Genomic DNA, 17,330 nt, shown 5'->3' on the forward strand with positions numbered 1-17,330 from the left:
GTATGGCGATCACCCGCAGAACCTTGTTAAAAGGCAGCACGTTGGCGGTGGCCGCCATGCTGCTGCCGATATCGACGCGCAGCCTGGCGGCCGTGGTTTCACAGGACACGGTGCCACCGGACGGTCAGTACGAATTGAACGATTGGATCTGGATCGATAGCGGTGGCCGCATCGTCATCGGCGTGTCGCAATGTGAGGTCGGGCAGGGGATTTATACCGGCCTGGCCGAAGTGGTGGCGGCGGAGATGGATGCCGATTGGGCGCAGGTGACGGTGAAATTCGTCACCGGGCGTGATGCTTACCGTCAGGTTGCCGGGGGCGAGGCTTTCGCGCAGTTTGTCGCCGCTTCAACCTCAATGACCAAATTTTATCAGCGCACCCGGCTGGCCGGCGCACAGGCGAGAGATTTCTTTCTGCGCGCCGGCGCAAAACATTTCGCGCTTTCACCGCAGCAGTGCCGCACGGAGAAAGGCTGGGTGCGTGAGGAGGGCGGGCAGCGCAAGGTCGCCTATGGCGATCTGGTGCGCTATGCCGCCGAGCTGCCGTTGGATCCGCAGCCTGCTTTAAAGAGCGAAGCGCAAGAGCAAGAGAGTTTCATCGGCAAGCCGCTGTTGCGGGTCGATACGCCGGAGAAAGTGGACGGCAGTGCGATTTACGGTATCGATATCGATCTGCCGGAGATGCTGATCGGCGTACCCTGGATGGTGCCCGACCTCAGCGGAAAGCTGGTCGCCGTGCGTAATGAACGGCAGATTCGGGCCATGCCGGGCGTGGTGGATCTGGTGCTGACCCGGCAGTGGTCGATGAACAACATGGTCGGATTGGATCACGATATGTCACTCAATACGGTGATCGTGGTGGCGGCGAGCTACTGGCAGGCCAAAAAGGCGGCGGATTTGCTGGAGGTCGACTGGCTGCCGGGCGCAGGGCAAGCGCTGACCGGCAGCGCGATTGCGGCGGAGAATCTGGCGATGCTGGACGGCGATACCTTGGTGCCGGCGGTCGATCGCGGCGAGGCGTCGGCGTTGATTCATAACGCTGAGCAGGATCCGCGCCTGCATGAGGCGCGTTACAGTGCACCTTATGTGGCGCATGCCACCCTGGAGCCTTGCAACGCCACCAGCCATTATGAAGAGGGCCGTATCGAAACCTGGGGCCCTTTCCAGGGGCAGGACATGGTGCGCAACGTTCTGGCGAAAATGTTTGGGCTGAAGCCGACGGATGTGGTGGTGAATACGACCTACCTGGGGGGCAGCTTTGGGCGCAAATATCTGCCGGATGCCGTGATGCATGCTACCGCCGCTTCCCGGGCGGTGGGGAAACCGGTCAAAGTGATCTATCCGCGCGAGATCGACATGCGGCATGAATACTATCGTCCGGCCTGCATCAGCCATTATCGGGCGCTGTTGGATGAAAACGGCTACCCGCAGGCACTGTGGGCGCGCTATGCCGGGCAGTCGCTCTTCTGGCAAATGCGGCGCGAAACGGTACACGAGGCCGGGGGATGGGATGAAAGTATGGTGGAGTGCGTTTACAGCACGCCGTATCGCATCCCTCATCTGAAAGTGGAGGCCGGCATCGTCGAACAGCCGATTTCCCTGAGCTATCTGCGCGGCGTCGGCAGCGTCGCCAGCCTGTTCTTTTTGGAAAGCTTTATCAGCGAACTCAGCCATAAGGCCAACCGGGACGAGTACCAGTATCGGCGGCATCTGTTGCAGGACACCCCGGAAGCGTTGCGCGTACTGGACGCCACCGCGGCGGCGTCTGGTTGGCAGCATGAACCGCCGCCGGGCGTTTATCGCGGGATGTCGTGCAATATTTGGGTTGGCCGCAATAACGCTTTCACCACTTACGTCGGTTTGGTGGTTGAAATCGCCATTCAGGAGGGGCGACTGCGGGTGCTCCGCGCGATATGCGCGATTGACTGCGGCAAGGTGATAAACCCGAACCTGGTGCGCGCCAACGTAGAGGGCGGCATCGGCTTTGCGCTGACCACCTGCCTGCACAGCGAACTGCATTTCGAACGGGGCGGCGTGGTGGAAGGGAATTTCGATCGTTATCCGCTGCTCGCGATCGCCGAAATGCCTAAGGTGGAAGTGGTGGTGCTCGACAGCGCGCGTGCGCCGCAGGGATGCGGGGAGGTGTCGACTGCGGTGGTCGCTCCGGCGATGGCCAGCGCGCTGCATAAGGCCACAGGTAAAACCTATCGTACTATGCCGTTCCCGCGCCAGTTTTCATCCGTTTAACGGCCCGCCGGCGTAGTCAGCCGGCGGCTGCCGTGCGGTCAGAGTTTTTTCAGCAATGCCAGCAGCTGCGTTTCGCTTTTCTCCGCCAGCCCGTCGATGGCGAGCTTGATGATGTCGGAGCGGGTGATGCGCACGATGCCGTTGCGTGCCGCCTGCACGATCACCTCATCGATGGCTTCGATGTGGTTGTCCGTCAGGCTGACGGAAATCGCCTTATAGGTGCGCTTGCGGCCGGCCGGCTTGGCTTCCGGCGCGGGCGCCGCAACCGGCAACGTATGCGAGGTGGCGCTGTTGATGAATTCGTCTTCCGACATGCGGTGGGTGGGGGTGCGCTTCTTCACAGGATCACCTCTTTCACCAGGCATTCGATCTCGGCCTGCGCCTTTTCGTTGTTCGCCTCATGCACGGTGATGGCTTCGCCCCAGGCGTCGCGGTAAATTTTGCGATCGCACAGGCGGTGGCTCACCAGGGTGAACTCCGGGTATTCGCTCAGCACCTGCGCCGCTTCGTTGGCTTCATTAATGAAGATATTGGTCGGGCACATGTTCAGCACGATGTAGCCTTTGACCTTCTCGTTGTATTCCTGCGCGGTGGAGAACATCTCCGACAGGTAGCCGATGGTGTCGAGATCCATCTGCGAAGGGCGCAGCGGCGAGAGGAACAGATCGGCGGCCAGCAGGCCGGAGCGCAGTTCGGCGCTGTCGCGGCCGGCGGTGTCGACGATCACGTAGTCGTAATGGCGATCCAGCTCCAGCAGCGTTTCCTTGATTTTACCCGACGCGGCCACCACCGGAATGTGCGGCAGCCCCTCGACGTTCTGACGGTCGTTGTACCAGGTCATGATCGATTTCTGGTCGTCGGCATCGACGATGATCGCCGTCTTGCCTTGCTTAAGAATCAGATACCCGGCGATATTCACCGCTTTCGTCGACTTGCCGACACCGCCTTTTTGCGAGCCAATCAGAACAATCATGCTGCCATCTCTCAAGTTATTAAGCAGTTAACTTATTAAGTTAATGTGCTTATTAGGTTGATAATCAAACAGGTTAACAAGAACAACTCGCGAACAATATGCACCAACTGCGGCGGCTTGCCAAGCCAGTATGTCGTTAACTGTGCAGCTTATTTTGCGCTGGATGGCCCGGATGGGTAAGTAGGAATTCTCTGGGAAGTGGCGATGCGGAGGGGGGGGGGGGGGTTATTAATTTAACAGCTTAATAAGTTAGTGACTCATTAAGCTGTTGTAGACATTATTTCTTCATCATCGCCTTCAGGTTGGCGAACGGGTTGTGGGTGGCGACGCCGATATCTTTTTGCGCATCTTCACCGGCCACCACCGTCGAACCGTATTGATCGGCCTCGGTGTATTTCGAGTGTTCGTGGTCGTGGCAATACAGGCACAGCATTTCCCAGTTGCTGCCGTCTTCCGGGTTGTTGCTGTGATCGTGATCGATATGGTGCACCGTCAGCTCGCGCAGGTTGGAATAAACGAATTCGCGTGAGCAGCGCCCACACACCCAGGGGAACAGTTTCAGCGCTTTTTCGCGGTAGCCGGTTTCCAGCTTCGCATAGTTTTTGGGGATATAGGCCATGGTGGTCGTCCGTCGGGAATCACTATGCGGCCAATAATACCACAGTGCGTGCGGCTACAACGTGCGGCTCATCACCGTGACGGTTTCACCGGCGACCTGGCGTTGCTACAGAGGGCGCCAGCCGAGTTTCTGATACAGCGTCTGCTGGTCGGGCGTATACAGATACAGTTCGCTGATGCCCTGGGTTCGGCCGTGCTCGATGCAGCGCGCGATCAGATTGCGGGCAATGCCTTGGCCGCGGTGCTGCGGGTGGGTAAAGACTTCGCTCAGCCAGTATTGGCGCTCCGGTTTATCCGTCAATTCATACCGCGTCAAACTGGCGGTGCCGACGATCTGTTGCTGCGGCGACAGCGCCAGCAACACGACGCCTTGGCTCTCGGGCGCACAGCGTTCAGCCAGCCGCCGGCTGATGGCGTCGCGGTTGCTCCACTGCGCAAAGGCACCCCATTCCTGGTGCAGTAACGTGGCCAGTTCCTCAATGCGCCGGCGATGGGCGAGCAGCGGTTCGATATGCATAATTTGCCTATTTTTTAAAAGTCGGGAAAAAAGCCGCTCCTGCCTAAGCGGCCGGTTAGTGAAACGTCTCCACCGCCCAGTCGATGAACGCCCGCAGCTTGCCGCTGAGGTGGCGATTGGATGGGTAGACCACGTACATCTGCTCCGGCGGTGGCTGCCAGTCGTGCAGCAGGCTGATCAGCTCGCCGCGCTCAAGGTGTGGCTGCGCCATAAACCGATAAATCTGGATGATGCCTAATCCGGCCAGGCTCGCCGCCAGCAGCGCGTTGCCTTCATTGATGCTGACCGGGTAGCGCTGCTGGATGGCGATCTCTTTGCCGCGCTCGACATAGCGTTGCGGATGGATGCGGTCGTTGACCGGATGGCGGTAGTGCACCATCGGAAAGCCCTGTTCCAGATCGCACGGGTGGCGCGGGGTGCCGTGGCGCGCCAGATAGGCCGGGGTGGCGCAGCTGACCCAGTCCAGATCGAACAGACGCCGGGCGATCAGGCTGGAGTCGGCCAATGGGCCGCTGCGGATCACGCAGTCGGCGCTGTCGCTGATCAGATCGATAACGCGATCGCCGATGCTGAGATCGATTTGGATTTGCGGGTAGCGTTCCAAAAAGCCGGGCAGCGCCGGCAACAGCAGTTGGCGAGCGGTGCCGCTGCCGGTGTCGATGCGCAGCACGCCCTGCGGAGAACTTTGCGACTCGGTCAGGCAGCCCTCCATCTGCTCCAAATCCGCCAGCCATTTCACCGTATTTTGGTAATAGCATTCGCCTTCGCGGGTGACCGACACGCTGCGAGTGGTGCGCTGAAACAGCTTGGTCTGCAGGTGATCCTCCAGATTTTGGATCAGCTTGGTGACCGTCGCTTTCGGCATGCCCAGCGAATCGGCGGCGCGGGTAAAGCCGCCGGTTTCCACCACGCGGTTAAATACCCGGATAGCGAGCAAATGATGGTCCATAGGTTCTCAACGCCATGCCCCGGCGGTGGCCGGGGCGTGTTTCTGCAGATAGATAATGATTAACACTGTTTAGCGCCAATCGCGCCGGCGCGCAAGCTGAGACCGAACACCAGAGCGGCGGAGAGGATCAGCGCGCCGCCGAACAGCATGGCGCTGCTGACGCCCTGCCAGTCCACCACCTCACCGCCCAGCAATGCGCCGGAGGCCAGCGCAATCTGAACGACGCACACCAGCAGCGCCTGGCCGGCTTCCGGCGCCTGCGGCACCGCGGCGAACATCCAGTTGGTGGCGCACACCGGGACGGCGCCAAAGGCCAGCCCCCACACCAGCACCATCAGTGTGGCGCCGCCGAGGCCGCTGAGCAGCGGTGAGACGATCAGGATGCCCGCCAGCATGGCGGCGATCAGGATAAAGGTGGCGCGCAGGCTGTATTCCCCCAGGCGTTCGCCGAGGAAGGTGCCCAGCAGGCCGATGGCGCCATAGGCCAACAGCTGTAGCGAGATCGCCGACGGGCTGAGCACGAACACCTGCAGCAGCAGGGGCCGCAGATAGGTGTAGGCGGCGAAGTGGCCGATGAACAGCAGCACGATGGCGATCAGGCCGATGCGCGCCATCGGCAGACGCAGCGGCAGCACCAGATCGCGCGGCGTGACCGGCCGGGAAGGGGGCACCGAGGTCAGCAAACGCAGCTGCGCCAACAGTACGCCGACCGCCAGCGCCGCGCCGCCGAAGAAGGCGGCGCGCCAGCCGAACAGATCGCCGACCAGTGCGCCGATCGGCACGCCGCATACCGCGCCGACCGAAACGCCGCTGAGGATCAGCGCGGTGGCTCGCCCCTGGCTGGCTTCCGGCACCAGATGGCGGCCATAGTTGGCGGCGAACGACCAGAAGCCGCCGACGCAGATGCCCAGCAGCACGCGGCCGAGCAGCATCATCGGGAAGTTGACGGCCAGCGCCGCCACCAGATTGGATACCACCAGCAGCAGCGACAGCCCCAGCATCAATAAACGCCGATCCAGGCGGCCGGACATCAGGCTCAATACCGGTGCGGCCACCGCTGCCACGATGCCGGGCATGGTGACCATCAGCCCGGCGGTGCCGGTACTGACGCCGAGCGAGGGGGCGATGTTGGTCAGCAGGCCGATCGGCAGAAACTCGGTGGTGACCATGACAAAACAGGCGACCGTCAGCGAGAAGATCGCCGGCCACGGGGATGATGCAGGGTTATCTTTATTATTCAGCATAATGCCGCTCGTCTCAGGTGAATGCGCAGGCCGCGCGCGGGGCGCGGTGTGACAGAAGTCACAATCTACGGCAGGTGCAAGTCGCGGATAAATCCATCTGCGGTGGTTACACTGTTTCTGAGGGGGAACAATCGCGGCAGTGAGTTAAAGCGCGGCTTGCGCCGCGCCGAGGGGAAAGGAATAAAACGGCATAAGGTTATGACCGAATGCCGCGTGGCGCTTACAGCCCCGGCGCTTTCCACAGCGAGGTGGTCAGGCCGTTGTCCACCAGCGTCAACTGATCGGCGTAGATCCGCCGCCAGGTTTCTTTCTGTTCCTGATACAGCGCGTGATGGGTCATGTCCGGCTGATGCTCGCGCTCCCAGCGCACCAGGCGCTCGCCGGTTTCGGCCAGCGACGCGTACAGCCCGGCGCCGACGCCGGCGGCGATCGCGCAGCCCAGCGCGGTGGCCTCTTTCACCACCGGCACCCGCACCGTCAGCCCGGTGACGTCGCTGAGGATCTGGCTCCACAGTTTGCCCTTGGCCCCGCCGCCGGCGAACACCAGCGAGCGGGCCTGCACGCCGGAAAAGGCGGCAATCTGCTCCAGATTACAGGCGGAGACGATGGCGGCATTCTCCTCCAGCGCGCGGAACAGCGTCTGTTTGTTGCAGCGTTCAGGATCGATAGACATGTTGATGAACGACGGCGCCGCGTGATACCAGGTTTTGAAATGCATGGCGTCGGAGAAAATCGGCATCACGCCGTAGGCGCCCGCCGGCACTCTGGCCGCCATCTCTTCCAGCAGGCTGTAGGCGTCGACCCCCAGCCGCTCCGCCAGCAGTTTTTCTTCGGCGCAGAAGGCGTCGCGGAACCAGCGCATGGTCAGGCCGGTAAAGAAGCTGATGGATTCCGCCTGCGCCATGCCGGGAATGACGTGGGGGTTGATGCGGATGTTCATCTCCGGATCGATGGCCGGCTCCGGCAGGTTGACGATTTGCTGCCAGAAGGTGCCGCCGAGCACCGCCGTCTGCCCGGCGCGCACGATGCCGAGCCCCAGGCTGCCAAGCTGCACGTCGCCGCCGCCCATCACCACCGGGGTGCCGCGCAGCAGCCCACACTCCTGCGCCGCCTGTTCGGTGACGCGCCCCAGCACGCTGCCGGTCTCTTTCACCGGCGACAGAATATCGGCGCGCAGGCCGGCCATGTCGAGCAACGCCGGCCGCCAGTCGCGGCTGGTCAGATCCAGCATGCCGGTGGTGCCGGCGTTGGAAGGATCGACCGCCAGTTCGCCGCTCAGCATGTTGGCCAGCCAGTCGCTGATCATGGTCAGCGTCGCCGCCTGGCGGTAGATGTCCGGCCGATGGTGCGCCAGCCACAGCAGGCGCGGCATGGCGCTCAGCGCCAGCGTCTGGCCGGAGTGCTGGTATACTTCGCGTTCGAAGCCGTGGTTGTGCAGCTCTTTCAGCTCGCTGACTTCGTGGCTGGCGCGTGCGTCGACGTTGGCGCAGGCCCAGATCGGCACGCCGTTGCGGTCGTACAGCACGATGCCTTCACGCATCGAGCAGCAGGCCACCGCGCGGATCGCCTGAGCGCTCAATCCTGCACGTTGCATCGCCTGGCGGATGCACTGGCAGGCCAGCTGCCAGTTGCGGCTGAGGTCAAACTCCATCGAGCCGGGCACGCCCGGCACCGCGAGGTGTTGCCACTCCGCCTGGCCGTGCGCGATCTGGTTACCCGCCAGATCGAAGATCACCGCGCGAATGCTGCCCGTTCCTGCGTCCAGCGCCATCAAGTAGTTATCCATAGCCTATGCTCTCAGGGGGAGGAATGTTAACTATAGATGCCGCCGCCTTACCCCGCCGGGGGAGGAGTGGGCGTCGCCGACGCGATTTGTGAGCCAGACGGCAAAATTGCCGTTGCGGCAGGGCAATCGACGGGAATAAACCTATGGTTGGAAAGCGCCATGTTACGGCGCGCCGTTTAAACAAGGAGTTGCCATGCACGTCACATTGGTTGAGATCAACGTTAAACAAGACAAAATCGACGAATTTATCGATGTTTTCCGCGCCAATCACCTGGGCGCGATCGAAGAGCCGGGCAACCTGCGCTTCGATGTGCTGCAGGATGAACAGATCCCGACGCGGTTTTACATCTACGAAGCCTATCGCGACGAGCAGGCGGTGGCGGCGCACAAGCAGACCCCGCACTACCTGCAGTGCGTGGAGAAGCTGGAAGCGCTGATGACCGGCCCGCGCAAGAAGACCACCTTTATCGGCCTGATGCCTGAATAATCGCCGGCGTTTGCCGGTGTCCATGCGCCCGGTTTGGTTGTAACCTGCAAGGCAAAGCGAATTTTCAATGGGATAAGCGGGGCGAGGATGACATTGCGCGATCGGCTGTTGGCGCTGTTGGTGGTGGTGATCTGGGGCGTGAATTTCGTCGTGATCAAGTTCGGTTTACAGGGCATGCCGCCGTTTCTGCTGGCCGGGATGCGTTTTTTGCTGGTGGCGTTGCCGGCGATCTTCTTTATCCCGCGCCCGACTATTCCGTGGAAATGGCTGCTGCTGTACGGCATGACCATGAGCTTCGCGCAGTTCGCGTTTCTGTTCGTCGCCATCAAGGTGGGCATGCCGGCGGGGCTGGCCTCGCTGGTGCTGCAGGCGCAGGTGTTCTTCACCCTGCTGTTGGGCGTTGTGCTGATGGGCGAAAAGTTGCGGGTTAACCATTTCGTCGGCATCGCTATCGCCAGCGGCGGCATGCTGGTGCTGGCGCAGGCCAGCCTGCATAAGCCGGGCAGCGGCGCGGTCCCCCTGGCGGGCCTGCTGTTGACGCTGGCGGCGGCGTTTTCCTGGGCGCTGGGCAACCTGACCAACAAGAAGATCCTGGCCGGTTTCCCGCAGCGTAATATCTTATCGCTGGTGGTGTGGAGCGCGCCGATCCCGGTCGTGCCGTTCCTGGCCTGCAGCTGGCTGTTCGACGGCCCTGAGGTGGTGCTGAGCAGCCTGAGCCATGTGCAGGTTGGCACCTGGCTGGCGGTGGCCTATCTGGCGTTCGCCGCCACGCTGTTCGGTTATTCGGTGTGGGGCAGCCTGCTGGGGCGCTATGAAACCTGGCGCGTTGCGCCGCTGACGCTGCTGGTGCCGCTGGTCGGGCTGTTCGCCGCCTGGCTGCTGCTGGACGAAGCGTTGTCGCCGGCGCAGTTCGGCGGCGCATTGCTGGTGCTGGCAGGCATGGCGGTCAACACCTTCGGGCTGCCGCGCCGCCGGGCCGTCGCCGTGCGCTAAACCGAATAGGGTAATTCTGTTCAATACGCTGTCGGCGGCGGTCGGCATTCTGGCGCCTGTGAATATTTTCTCAGGTGTCCATCATGAATATCTATCTTTCCATGGCCGCGTTTGCGCTGGCGGCCTCCATCACTCCCGGCCCGGTCAACATCGTCGCATTGAGCGCCGGGGCGCAATTCGGCTTTGGCGTAACCCAGCGCCATGTGTTCGGCGCCACGCTGGGGTTTACCCTGTTGCTGGTGCTGCTGGGATTGGGCATGCACCAACTGCTGATCCTGTGGCCGGGGCTGACCCGCTTGATCCAGTGGGCCGGCGTGGCCTTTCTGCTGTTTATGGCCTACCGGCTGGCGTTTGACGACGGCAGGCTGGGCAACGGCGCGGCGCAGGCGCCTTCCTGCTGGTACGGCGCGCTGATGCAATGGCTGAATCCCAAGGCATGGCTGGCGTCGGTGGCCAGCCTCGGCGCCTTTGTCGGCGATGGCGACATGCTGTTGCTATGGCAGTTCGCCGGGCTCTACTTCGTGATTTGCTATGCCTCGGTAGCCTGCTGGGCCTATGTCGGCGCGATGCTGCGCGGCCTGCTCAGGCAGGCGCGCAACGTACAGCGCTTTAATCGCGCGATGGCGGCGTTGCTGGCGGCCAGCGCTTGCTATCTGTTGGCGGAGGGTTTTTGATACTGGCCGGGCGTGGCGGCCAACAGCTGTTTGAAGGTGCGCTGAAAGTGCGCCTGATCGGCAAAGCCGCTTTCGCTGGCGGCCGCGGCGATCGGCAGGCCGCTTTTCAATAGCCGATGGCCGTGCTGTACGCGGCGGTTGACCAGATAGGCGTGCGGCGTCATGCCGTAACGCTGGCGGAAGGCGCGGATCAGGTAAGAAGGGGACAGTGCGGCGGCGCGGCAAATGTCGTCCAGCGTCAGCGGCCGGGTGCAGTGCGCGTCGATAAACGCCGCCGCCGCTTCCAGTCGGGTATGCGGCGGCGTCTCCGGCTGGCGGACATCGCCCAGCCCGAGCTGCAGGGCGCTGAAATACTCCACCATGGCGATCTGTTTTTCCAGTGCGCTGCACAGCGGATCCGTCAGCAGCGTATAAAGCCGGTTCAGCCCGTGGAACAGCGCCGGATCGCGGCTGAGCGGCTGGCTGAACGGAACAAAACGGTCGCCCTCGCCGCCGAGCAGCTCCTGCTGCAGCGCGCCGAGCCAGGCGAGATCGAGATAGAACATGATATACGACCAACGGCGATCGGCGATGGGGTTGCAGGCGTGCGCCTGCTGCGGGTTGATGACAACCAGATCGCCGGCGCTGACCTGCATGCGTCGTTCGCCATTGACATAGGTGCTGACGCCGCCGGTGATGGCGCCGATGGAAAAGAATTCGTGGCTGTGCAGGCTGTAACACACCTGGCGGCCATCCGCGATGGCGCGGGCTTCGACGAACGGTAACTGCGGATCGCGCCAGAACTGCGGCGTTTTTTCACTCATACGCTTTCCTTTTCACTGCGGCGGCATCACAGTGTTATAGCCTGAAAGCGACGAGAGGGGGAATGGCGGATGATGATTTTTAACGTGTTCGGCCGTCTGCTGGGCGTGAAGCGCATCGGGGACGAATGGCGGCTGTTCCGCGTGACGCTGCCGGAGCGCAAATATGCTCCCAGCTACGATATCGTGCTGCCGGCGGATCTGCGCGAAGAGGAGATCGCCGGCTATCTGGGGGATATTTATCACGAGGCCGCGACGCCGAAGCGGCCGGAGGTGTTTCGCGTCGAATAGCGCGGCCGTTACTCCTCCGTATTGCGCGCCATGAGGCGGCGCTGGTGTTCCTCGCTGGCGGCCTGGATTTCTTCCAGCACCGAGCCGACGTCGGCGCGCTTCTGGATTTCGTTGAACCGGCCGCTGAGGGCGCTGTCCGGCGTCAGGTTGCCTTCCTGATACAGCGCCCAAATCTCTTTGGCGTATTGGCTGTTGCGCAGTTCCGGCGCGAACTGGCCGTAATATTCGGCCAGATTGCCGATATCGCGCTCGAACATGCTTTTGGCGTGGTTGTTGGCGGCGGCGTCCACCACCTGCGGCAGATCGATGATCACCGGTCCGTCTTTATCCATCAGCACGTTGAATTCCGACAGGTCGCCGTGCACCAGCCCGGCGCACAGCATGCGCACCGCGTAGTTCATCATCAGGGCGTGATCGGCGCGCGCCTGTTCCGGCGTCAGGATGACATCGCTCAGGCGCGGCGCCACCAGGCCTTCTTCGTCGGTGATCAGCTCCATCAGCAGCACGCCGTCCAGGCAGATATCCGGCTGCGGCACCCGCACCCCGGCCTTGGCCAGCAGATACAGCGCGTCCACTTCGGTGTTTTGCCAGGCTTCTTCCTGCTGCTGGCGGCCGAATTTGGAGCCTTTGCTCATGGCGCGTGCGTCGCGGCTGTTGCGCACCTTGCGCCCTTCCTGATAGTGGACGGCCTGCTTGAAGTTGCGCTTCTCGGCCTCTTTGTACACTTTGGCGCAGCGGATCTCATCGCCGCAGCGCACGATAAACACGTCGGCTTCTTTGCCGCTTTTCAACCGGCGGATGACGTCGTCGATTAACCCGTCATCCACCAGCGGCTGGAGTCGTTTTGGAATTTTCATGCAGCCTTGTACCCTATTTAGGCTCCGGTGTGAATGGCTTGCGCAGTTGATAGCGTAAGTTAGACCCGAAAGGCAAACATTAGTTTTGCCGCCGCGTCATCATTACGCGGCGGCGGGCGTTCAGAGGCTGGCGGCCGGCACCCAGACGCTGACGCTGCCGGCGTTAACCGGGAAATGGGCGCTGCCCTGGTCGTCGGCGGTGATTTCCTCCGGGCGGTTGCCGAGGAAATCGCGCCAGGCGGTGTGCGCGAGATCGGCGCCGAGCGTAACCGTCTTGCCGCTCTCGCCGCCGTTGGTCAGTACCACCACGCAGCCGGGGGCCTCGGCAGTGCCGGCGCGGCTGAAGGCCACGCAGTGGCTGTCGTCGAAGTAGTCGGTTTGCGGGCCGTTGGCGAAGCGCTGGCGGGCGGCGATCAGCTTCTCCAGCTCCGGGATCGCCGGCATGTCGATCTGGTATTCGCCGCCGTCGCGCCCCTTGTCGCGGTAGCTGGCGCCATACAGGTCGGGGTAAAACACACAGGGCACGCCCTGTTCGCGCAGCAGGATCAGCGCGTAGGCCAGCGGTTTGAACCAGGGTTCCACCGGCGCTTCCAGCGATTGCAGCGGCTGGGTATCGTGGTTGGCGACCAGCGTCACCGAGTGGGCCGGATCGGCGGCGGTCAGGGTATCGGTGAAGATCTGCGCCATGTCGAAGCCGTCGCCCTGTTTCGACGCCTGATGAAACTTCAGGTGCAGCGCCACGTCGAACAGCATCACCTTGCCGTCCACCAACTCGATGTATTGCTGCAGCGCGCCGAGATCGTGCGACCAGTATTCGGCAACGATAAACAGGTCGCGTTGCGCGCTGTCGCGCACGTGATCCGCCCACTCTTTGAAGAACCAGGCGGGAATGTGTTTGGCGGCGTCCAGGCGGAAGCCGTCGCACGGCAAGGTTTCCAATAGCCAGCGCGCCCAGTATTTGAGTTCCTCCGTCACGGCGGCGTTGCGGAACTCCACGTCGGCGCCCATCAGATAGTCGTAGTTGCCTTTCTCGTCGTCGACCTGATCGTTCCAGCCGTCGTCGCCATAGTCGTTGGCGATTTTGAACACCCCTTTGTCGTCCGGCTGCTCAACATAGTCGACGCCGCTGAAGCATTTGTAATCCCAGATAAATTCGGAATGCACGCCCTGGCGGCCGGGGAAGGTGAAGCGGGTGTAGGCCAGCGCGTCAAAGCCCTGATCGTCGATGTTGTTGCGGTTGTTGGCGTCCACCTTGAACACGTGCACCCGTTCTTTCTCGTCCGCGCCGAGCTTGTGGTTGAACACCACATCGTAAAGCACGCCCACGCCGTGTTCGCGCAGCGTATTGGCGGCATGTTCCAGCGCCGCCTTGTCGCCGTATTTGGTCGCCACGCTGCCTTTCTGGTCAAACTCGCCCAGATCGAACAGATCGTAAGTATCGTAGCCGACGGAGTAGCCGCCGGAAGCGCCCTTGTAGGCGGGCGGCAGCCACAGATCGGTGATGCCCAGTTCGGCCAGGTGCGGGGCGCGCTCGGCGGCCTCCTGCCACAGTTTGCCGCCGTCGGGGTAGTACCAGTGGAAGAATTGCAGCAGGGTGGTTTTTTTCGTCATGAGCCAGCGTCCCGGTTAGCCAGAAGGAGAGAAGCAGTTAAAGCATGGGCTACTTTTGGCAAAAGGGACAAGTTTGGCATAGGCGGCCCGAGAAGGCCGCCCGAGAGACTGCTTAACGCTGGCTGGCGTAATGAGGCGAGCGCGGGCCATAAAGAATTGCGCCGTTCTGACCTGTTGCCGACAGGAGGCGAGTGTTGGCGATGGCACCAATGTCGAACCCTTTGTCGCTGATGGTATCGGCGATTTGTGAAATCGCGGCGCTGATCACCATGCCCAGCAGGCCACCGGAATTGTTGTTGCCTTCGTTGCTGGATGCGGTGGCGGTGCCGGCCCACAGCTGTTTGCCGTTGCGCAGGTCAACCAGGCGAGCGGCTACGGTAACGCGAGTTTCGCTGCTGATCACCATGTAGCTGGTACCGTATTGCGTGACATCCAGATACAGCACGGTGTCGGCGCCGAAAATCTGGTGCAGTTTTTTCGGACTGACGGCGCGGATGTCGTTGGCGTTGGTCAGACCGTTTTGCAGGAAGGTTTCCTCCACTACAGCGACCGGCAGCACATAGTAACCGGCCTCGGCCAGCGGTAAGGTTGCACTGGCGAGCACGCTGTGGCTGGCTTTGACGTCCGGCGACTGATTAACCGGCGGCAAGACCAGGATCGACTTCGGCTTGCTCTCATGGAATGCCGCATAGTCATAAGGCGTTTGCTTGGCACAGCCGCTCAGCAACAGGATGGCGGCAACGCCGAGGAAAGTGAGTACACGCTTCATTTAAAGCTCCTCTTATCCTTGGCCATCAGGAAATTCATAAACGGTGCCGATTCCGGGAACAGCGTTTTTTCCGTGTTGAATTCACTCATGGCTTGTCCGTCGTTGCCGGTTTTGCTGTACAGCAGCCCCAGTTGCGCATGCAGCCCCGGCGGTACGGCTTTATCCTTGGCGCGGGATTTCTCGACGATCTCTTTCAGCGTGGCGATCTGCTGCTCAGGGCTTTGCCCCTCCTGCTGGTAGTATTGATAGAGAGAAGTTTGGTAGCCATCCCAATTGTAAAGCGTTTTCGGCGCGGCGCAGCCGGCCAACAGGGTCGCTGCAAACAGCGCCCCGCCCATTTTTTTAGTTATCATCTTTCTGCTTCTATTCCGTTAGTTAGCAGGGCGCCATGCGCCGTTTTCGATACCGGTGACCAGGTTATTGACGGCTTCACGCACGGCCAGATCCAGCACCTTGCCGTTAAGGGTGGAGTCGTAGCTGGCGGTGCCCCCGAAACCAATGATTTCGCGATTGGACAGTTCGTATTCACCGGCACCCTGAGAGGAAAAGACAACTTCTGAGGTCTGTACGTTTACGACGTTCAGATTGACTTTGGCGTAAGCGACTTGTGATTTACCACGGCCCAAAATCCCCCACAGCTGATGATCGCCGACTTCTTTACGGCCGAATTCGGTGACATCGCCGGTAATCACATAATTGGCGCCTTTCAGCGTTTGTGCCTTCCCTTTGATACCGGCTTCAGTTTTCAGCTCTTCCATATTGGCGCGATCCAGCACGTTGAAACGGCCAGTCTGCTGCAAATGCGTGATCAGGATAGTCTTGGACTGATTGCCCAGCCGATCGACGCCATCGGAGAAGATGCCATTCATGTAGCTGGAGCGGTTGTCGAATTTGCCGACGGCGATAGGGCTGCGCGGGCCCTGATAAGTGGTGTTGTAGGAAGCTACTTTCGGCACTTCCAAAGTGCGAGAAGATTCGGTCGCGCAGCCCGCCAGCAAAGTGACGGAAAGGGCGACGGAACAGACGGCGAGTGATTTTTTCATTAGCGTGCAATCTCTCCATGAGCATAAAACAGCGCGGGAGCAACCCGCGCCCGACGTTGATATAACGAGCGTTGTTGTCGTTATAGAAACGCCGCGATCCTGCCATGAATATGTAACAAATTACAACAAGATATCGGCATTAATGCCGCTATTAACATCGTTGTAACCTATTGGAATTAAATGGATTAGTATCGGTTATCTCTCTTTCTTGCAAGTTTTTTTCACGGTTGTACGTTTTTTAACTGGTTTATGGTTTTTTTAATCTTAAATATATGGATTTTTATTCCGAAATTTTTTAATTAATAAGTTTTATATATTGGATAATATTACATTTTGCATCAGCTCATCTGTTATGTCGGGGTTCATGGCGGCTTGATGATCCGATAAGGTAGTGAAAATTAGGTAACACTATCAACCAAGTGTCATTTTTCATCGGTAGCGAATCGGGGATATCAATTGTGAACATCAGGGATTTCAGAGCATTGGCGCGCAGTTTGGTCAGAGAATTCGGCATGTTGAACAAGCAGAGCAACGGCTCGCGCTTTTCGCCGCTGCAGATCCATCTGATGATCGAAGTCAGCGAGCAGCCGCTGGGCGTCACCGAGCTGGCGGCCCGGCTGTGCATCGACAAGGCCAGCGCCAGCCGGGCGCTGCGCAGCCTGGTGGCCGCCGGCGTGATAGAAACGGTGGATCATCCTGATGACAAGCGGCACAACCTGCATCGGCTGAGTAAACAGGGCGGCAAAACGCTGGCCGGCATCGAGAGCGACGCCGACGGTTTTATGCAGGCGGCGCTGGCGCAGTTGGACGACGATGAGCTGGCGAGCACCACTGCGGCGATGAAAAAGATGACCGCGGCGCTGCGCAGCGCGCGCAAACAGCGCGACGCCAATCTGCGGGTGCGGCCGATCGCCGAGCGCGACGATGCGGTAATGGCGGCGATCATTCGCGACGTGTTTCGCGAGTACGGCATGGACAAAATGGAAGGGGTCAGTCTGCACGATCCGGATCTCGATCGGCTGACCGGTCTGTATCGCGACAACGGCGGCCACTACTGGGTGCTGGAGCGGGACGGACAGGTGGTGGGGGGCGTCGGCATGGCGCCGCTGGCCGGCGAAGAGCCCGGCTATTGCGAGCTGCAAAAACTTTTTTTCAAACCCGGCGCGCGCGGGCTGGGCATGGCGCGCCATATGGTGGTGCAGGCGCTGAAGGCGGCGCGGGCGGCGGGGTATCGCTACTGCTACCTGGAAACCACCGAACAGTTGAAAGAGGCGATCGGGTTGTACTATGCGCTGGGGTTCACGCTGTTGACGGAACGGCGCGGCAATACCGGCCACCACGGCTGCAACGTATGCATGCTGAAAAATCTCCAGAACGACGATATGTGAGCGGTTTCAAGGTTAGCGCCCGCGCCTTGTGTCACCCTGTTAACCGTTTGATAACAATCACAACGTTTTATCAGGGAGGAAACT

Annotated in this window: 19 protein-coding genes; 6 read left to right on the top strand and 13 right to left on the bottom strand. The window is 60.9% G+C overall.

What is annotated here, in order from left to right; genetic code table 11:
- The first annotated feature begins 2 nt into the window (after positions 1-2).
- Positions 3-2,246: a xanthine dehydrogenase family protein molybdopterin-binding subunit gene (locus tag ACJ8PN_RS02435; RefSeq protein WP_171453558.1), complete on the top strand. Its 2,244-nt coding sequence runs from the start codon at positions 3-5 to the stop codon at positions 2,244-2,246.
- Positions 2,247-2,284: 38 nt separating this feature from the next.
- Here the strand turns inward: ACJ8PN_RS02435 and ACJ8PN_RS02440 are convergent, their stop codons facing one another.
- The 7 genes from ACJ8PN_RS02440 to lsrK all read right to left on the bottom strand — a co-directional run bounded on the left by ACJ8PN_RS02440 (position 2,285) and on the right by lsrK (position 8,333).
- Complete coding sequence (locus tag ACJ8PN_RS02440; RefSeq protein ID WP_004939584.1) at positions 2,285-2,587, bottom strand: hypothetical protein; 303 nt, start codon at positions 2,585-2,587, stop codon at positions 2,285-2,287.
- Positions 2,584-3,219: an AAA family ATPase gene (locus ACJ8PN_RS02445; protein WP_015377071.1), complete on the bottom strand. Its 636-nt coding sequence runs from the start codon at positions 3,217-3,219 to the stop codon at positions 2,584-2,586. The genes ACJ8PN_RS02440 and ACJ8PN_RS02445 overlap by 4 nt, the downstream gene beginning before the upstream one ends.
- Before the next feature lie 277 nt (positions 3,220-3,496).
- On the bottom strand, positions 3,497-3,838 hold the full coding sequence (yajD, locus tag ACJ8PN_RS02450; RefSeq protein WP_004939576.1) for an HNH nuclease YajD: 342 nt from the start codon (positions 3,836-3,838) through the stop codon (positions 3,497-3,499).
- A gap of 105 nt (positions 3,839-3,943) precedes the next feature.
- Positions 3,944-4,354, bottom strand: a complete 411-nt coding sequence (locus ACJ8PN_RS02455) for a GNAT family N-acetyltransferase (RefSeq protein ID WP_442534574.1) — start codon at positions 4,352-4,354, stop codon at positions 3,944-3,946.
- Between the two features lie 55 nt (positions 4,355-4,409).
- Positions 4,410-5,303 (bottom strand): LysR family transcriptional regulator, encoded by an 894-nt coding sequence (locus tag ACJ8PN_RS02460; protein WP_004939572.1) that lies wholly within the window; start codon positions 5,301-5,303, stop codon positions 4,410-4,412.
- A gap of 59 nt (positions 5,304-5,362) precedes the next feature.
- Positions 5,363-6,547 carry an MFS transporter gene (locus ACJ8PN_RS02465; protein ID WP_171453560.1) on the bottom strand — a complete coding sequence of 395 codons (1,185 nt, stop codon included), beginning with the start codon at positions 6,545-6,547 and terminating at the stop codon, positions 5,363-5,365.
- Between the two features lie 220 nt (positions 6,548-6,767).
- The gene (lsrK, locus tag ACJ8PN_RS02470) at positions 6,768-8,333 is read right to left on the bottom strand and encodes an autoinducer-2 kinase (RefSeq protein ID WP_442534575.1); all 1,566 of its coding nucleotides are present in this window, start codon (positions 8,331-8,333) and stop codon (positions 6,768-6,770) included.
- Positions 8,334-8,526: 193 nt separating this feature from the next.
- Between lsrK and lsrG the strand changes: the two genes are divergently transcribed.
- The 3 genes from lsrG (at position 8,527) to ACJ8PN_RS02485 (ending at position 10,487) form a co-directional block, all read left to right on the top strand.
- Complete coding sequence (gene lsrG, locus ACJ8PN_RS02475) at positions 8,527-8,820, top strand: (4S)-4-hydroxy-5-phosphonooxypentane-2,3-dione isomerase (RefSeq protein WP_004939559.1); 294 nt, start codon at positions 8,527-8,529, stop codon at positions 8,818-8,820.
- 87 nt (positions 8,821-8,907) lie between these two features.
- Positions 8,908-9,813, top strand: coding sequence for an O-acetylserine/cysteine exporter (locus tag ACJ8PN_RS02480; RefSeq protein ID WP_004939557.1), 906 nt, complete (start codon positions 8,908-8,910; stop codon positions 9,811-9,813).
- A gap of 83 nt (positions 9,814-9,896) precedes the next feature.
- Positions 9,897-10,487, top strand: coding sequence for a LysE family translocator (locus ACJ8PN_RS02485; protein WP_411261909.1), 591 nt, complete (start codon positions 9,897-9,899; stop codon positions 10,485-10,487).
- Here the strand turns inward: ACJ8PN_RS02485 and ACJ8PN_RS02490 are convergent.
- Positions 10,463-11,290, bottom strand: a complete 828-nt coding sequence (locus ACJ8PN_RS02490) for an AraC family transcriptional regulator (protein WP_171453563.1) — start codon at positions 11,288-11,290, stop codon at positions 10,463-10,465. The genes ACJ8PN_RS02485 and ACJ8PN_RS02490 overlap by 25 nt on opposite strands.
- Before the next feature lie 69 nt (positions 11,291-11,359).
- On the opposite strand from ACJ8PN_RS02490, the gene ACJ8PN_RS02495 reads away from it, so the two are divergent.
- Positions 11,360-11,578 (top strand): DUF7661 family protein, encoded by a 219-nt coding sequence (locus ACJ8PN_RS02495; RefSeq protein ID WP_171453564.1) that lies wholly within the window; start codon positions 11,360-11,362, stop codon positions 11,576-11,578.
- 8 nt (positions 11,579-11,586) lie between these two features.
- On the opposite strand, the gene ACJ8PN_RS02500 is transcribed toward ACJ8PN_RS02495, so the two are convergent.
- From ACJ8PN_RS02500 to ACJ8PN_RS02520, 5 genes are all read right to left on the bottom strand, one after another.
- On the bottom strand, positions 11,587-12,435 hold the full coding sequence (locus ACJ8PN_RS02500; RefSeq protein ID WP_411261910.1) for a PA4780 family RIO1-like protein kinase: 849 nt from the start codon (positions 12,433-12,435) through the stop codon (positions 11,587-11,589).
- A gap of 120 nt (positions 12,436-12,555) precedes the next feature.
- Positions 12,556-14,046, bottom strand: coding sequence for an alpha-amylase (amyA, locus tag ACJ8PN_RS02505; protein ID WP_437189187.1), 1,491 nt, complete (start codon positions 14,044-14,046; stop codon positions 12,556-12,558).
- A gap of 112 nt (positions 14,047-14,158) precedes the next feature.
- Positions 14,159-14,815, bottom strand: a complete 657-nt coding sequence (locus tag ACJ8PN_RS02510) for a DUF799 domain-containing protein (protein WP_171453566.1) — start codon at positions 14,813-14,815, stop codon at positions 14,159-14,161.
- A complete protein-coding gene (locus tag ACJ8PN_RS02515; protein ID WP_411261912.1) occupies positions 14,812-15,168 on the bottom strand; it encodes a DUF4810 domain-containing protein in 357 nt (118 codons plus the stop codon). The genes ACJ8PN_RS02510 and ACJ8PN_RS02515 overlap by 4 nt, the downstream gene beginning before the upstream one ends.
- 18 nt (positions 15,169-15,186) lie before the next feature.
- Positions 15,187-15,858: a CsgG/HfaB family protein gene (locus ACJ8PN_RS02520; RefSeq protein ID WP_004939528.1), complete on the bottom strand. Its 672-nt coding sequence runs from the start codon at positions 15,856-15,858 to the stop codon at positions 15,187-15,189.
- Positions 15,859-16,340: 482 nt separating this feature from the next.
- Here ACJ8PN_RS02520 and ACJ8PN_RS02525 point away from each other — a divergent pair, with 482 nt between their 5' ends.
- On the top strand, positions 16,341-17,246 hold the full coding sequence (locus tag ACJ8PN_RS02525) for a bifunctional helix-turn-helix transcriptional regulator/GNAT family N-acetyltransferase (RefSeq protein ID WP_437189804.1): 906 nt from the start codon (positions 16,341-16,343) through the stop codon (positions 17,244-17,246).
- The last annotated feature ends 84 nt before the right edge of the window (positions 17,247-17,330 follow it).

Origin of the sequence: Serratia sp. CY76391, assembly GCF_052166695.1 — a bacterium.
In the GTDB taxonomy this organism is placed as follows: domain Bacteria; phylum Pseudomonadota; class Gammaproteobacteria; order Enterobacterales; family Enterobacteriaceae; genus Serratia; species Serratia nematodiphila.

Excerpts from the sequence above, each read along its gene's own strand:
- ACJ8PN_RS02520 (WP_004939528.1), bottom strand. The coding sequence starts at position 15,858 with ATGAAAAAATCACTCGCCGTCTGTTCCGTCGCCCTTTCCGTCACTTTG.
- ACJ8PN_RS02480 (WP_004939557.1), top strand. The coding sequence starts at position 8,908 with ATGACATTGCGCGATCGGCTGTTGGCGCTGTTGGTGGTGGTGATCTGG.
- lsrG (WP_004939559.1), top strand. The coding sequence starts at position 8,527 with ATGCACGTCACATTGGTTGAGATCAACGTTAAACAAGACAAAATCGAC.
- ACJ8PN_RS02485 (WP_411261909.1), top strand. The coding sequence starts at position 9,897 with ATGAATATCTATCTTTCCATGGCCGCGTTTGCGCTGGCGGCCTCCATC.
- ACJ8PN_RS02465 (WP_171453560.1), bottom strand. The coding sequence starts at position 6,547 with ATGCTGAATAATAAAGATAACCCTGCATCATCCCCGTGGCCGGCGATC.
- amyA (WP_437189187.1), bottom strand. The coding sequence starts at position 14,046 with ATGACGAAAAAAACCACCCTGCTGCAATTCTTCCACTGGTACTACCCC.
- ACJ8PN_RS02515 (WP_411261912.1), bottom strand. The coding sequence starts at position 15,168 with ATGATAACTAAAAAAATGGGCGGGGCGCTGTTTGCAGCGACCCTGTTG.
- ACJ8PN_RS02490 (WP_171453563.1), bottom strand. The coding sequence starts at position 11,290 with ATGAGTGAAAAAACGCCGCAGTTCTGGCGCGATCCGCAGTTACCGTTC.
- lsrK (WP_442534575.1), bottom strand. The coding sequence starts at position 8,333 with ATGGATAACTACTTGATGGCGCTGGACGCAGGAACGGGCAGCATTCGC.
- yajD (WP_004939576.1), bottom strand. The coding sequence starts at position 3,838 with ATGGCCTATATCCCCAAAAACTATGCGAAGCTGGAAACCGGCTACCGC.
- ACJ8PN_RS02435 (WP_171453558.1), top strand. The coding sequence starts at position 3 with ATGGCGATCACCCGCAGAACCTTGTTAAAAGGCAGCACGTTGGCGGTG.
- ACJ8PN_RS02460 (WP_004939572.1), bottom strand. The coding sequence starts at position 5,303 with ATGGACCATCATTTGCTCGCTATCCGGGTATTTAACCGCGTGGTGGAA.
- ACJ8PN_RS02445 (WP_015377071.1), bottom strand. The coding sequence starts at position 3,219 with ATGATTGTTCTGATTGGCTCGCAAAAAGGCGGTGTCGGCAAGTCGACG.
- ACJ8PN_RS02500 (WP_411261910.1), bottom strand. The coding sequence starts at position 12,435 with ATGAAAATTCCAAAACGACTCCAGCCGCTGGTGGATGACGGGTTAATC.
- ACJ8PN_RS02495 (WP_171453564.1), top strand. The coding sequence starts at position 11,360 with ATGATGATTTTTAACGTGTTCGGCCGTCTGCTGGGCGTGAAGCGCATC.
- ACJ8PN_RS02510 (WP_171453566.1), bottom strand. The coding sequence starts at position 14,815 with ATGAAGCGTGTACTCACTTTCCTCGGCGTTGCCGCCATCCTGTTGCTG.
- ACJ8PN_RS02455 (WP_442534574.1), bottom strand. The coding sequence starts at position 4,354 with ATGCATATCGAACCGCTGCTCGCCCATCGCCGGCGCATTGAGGAACTG.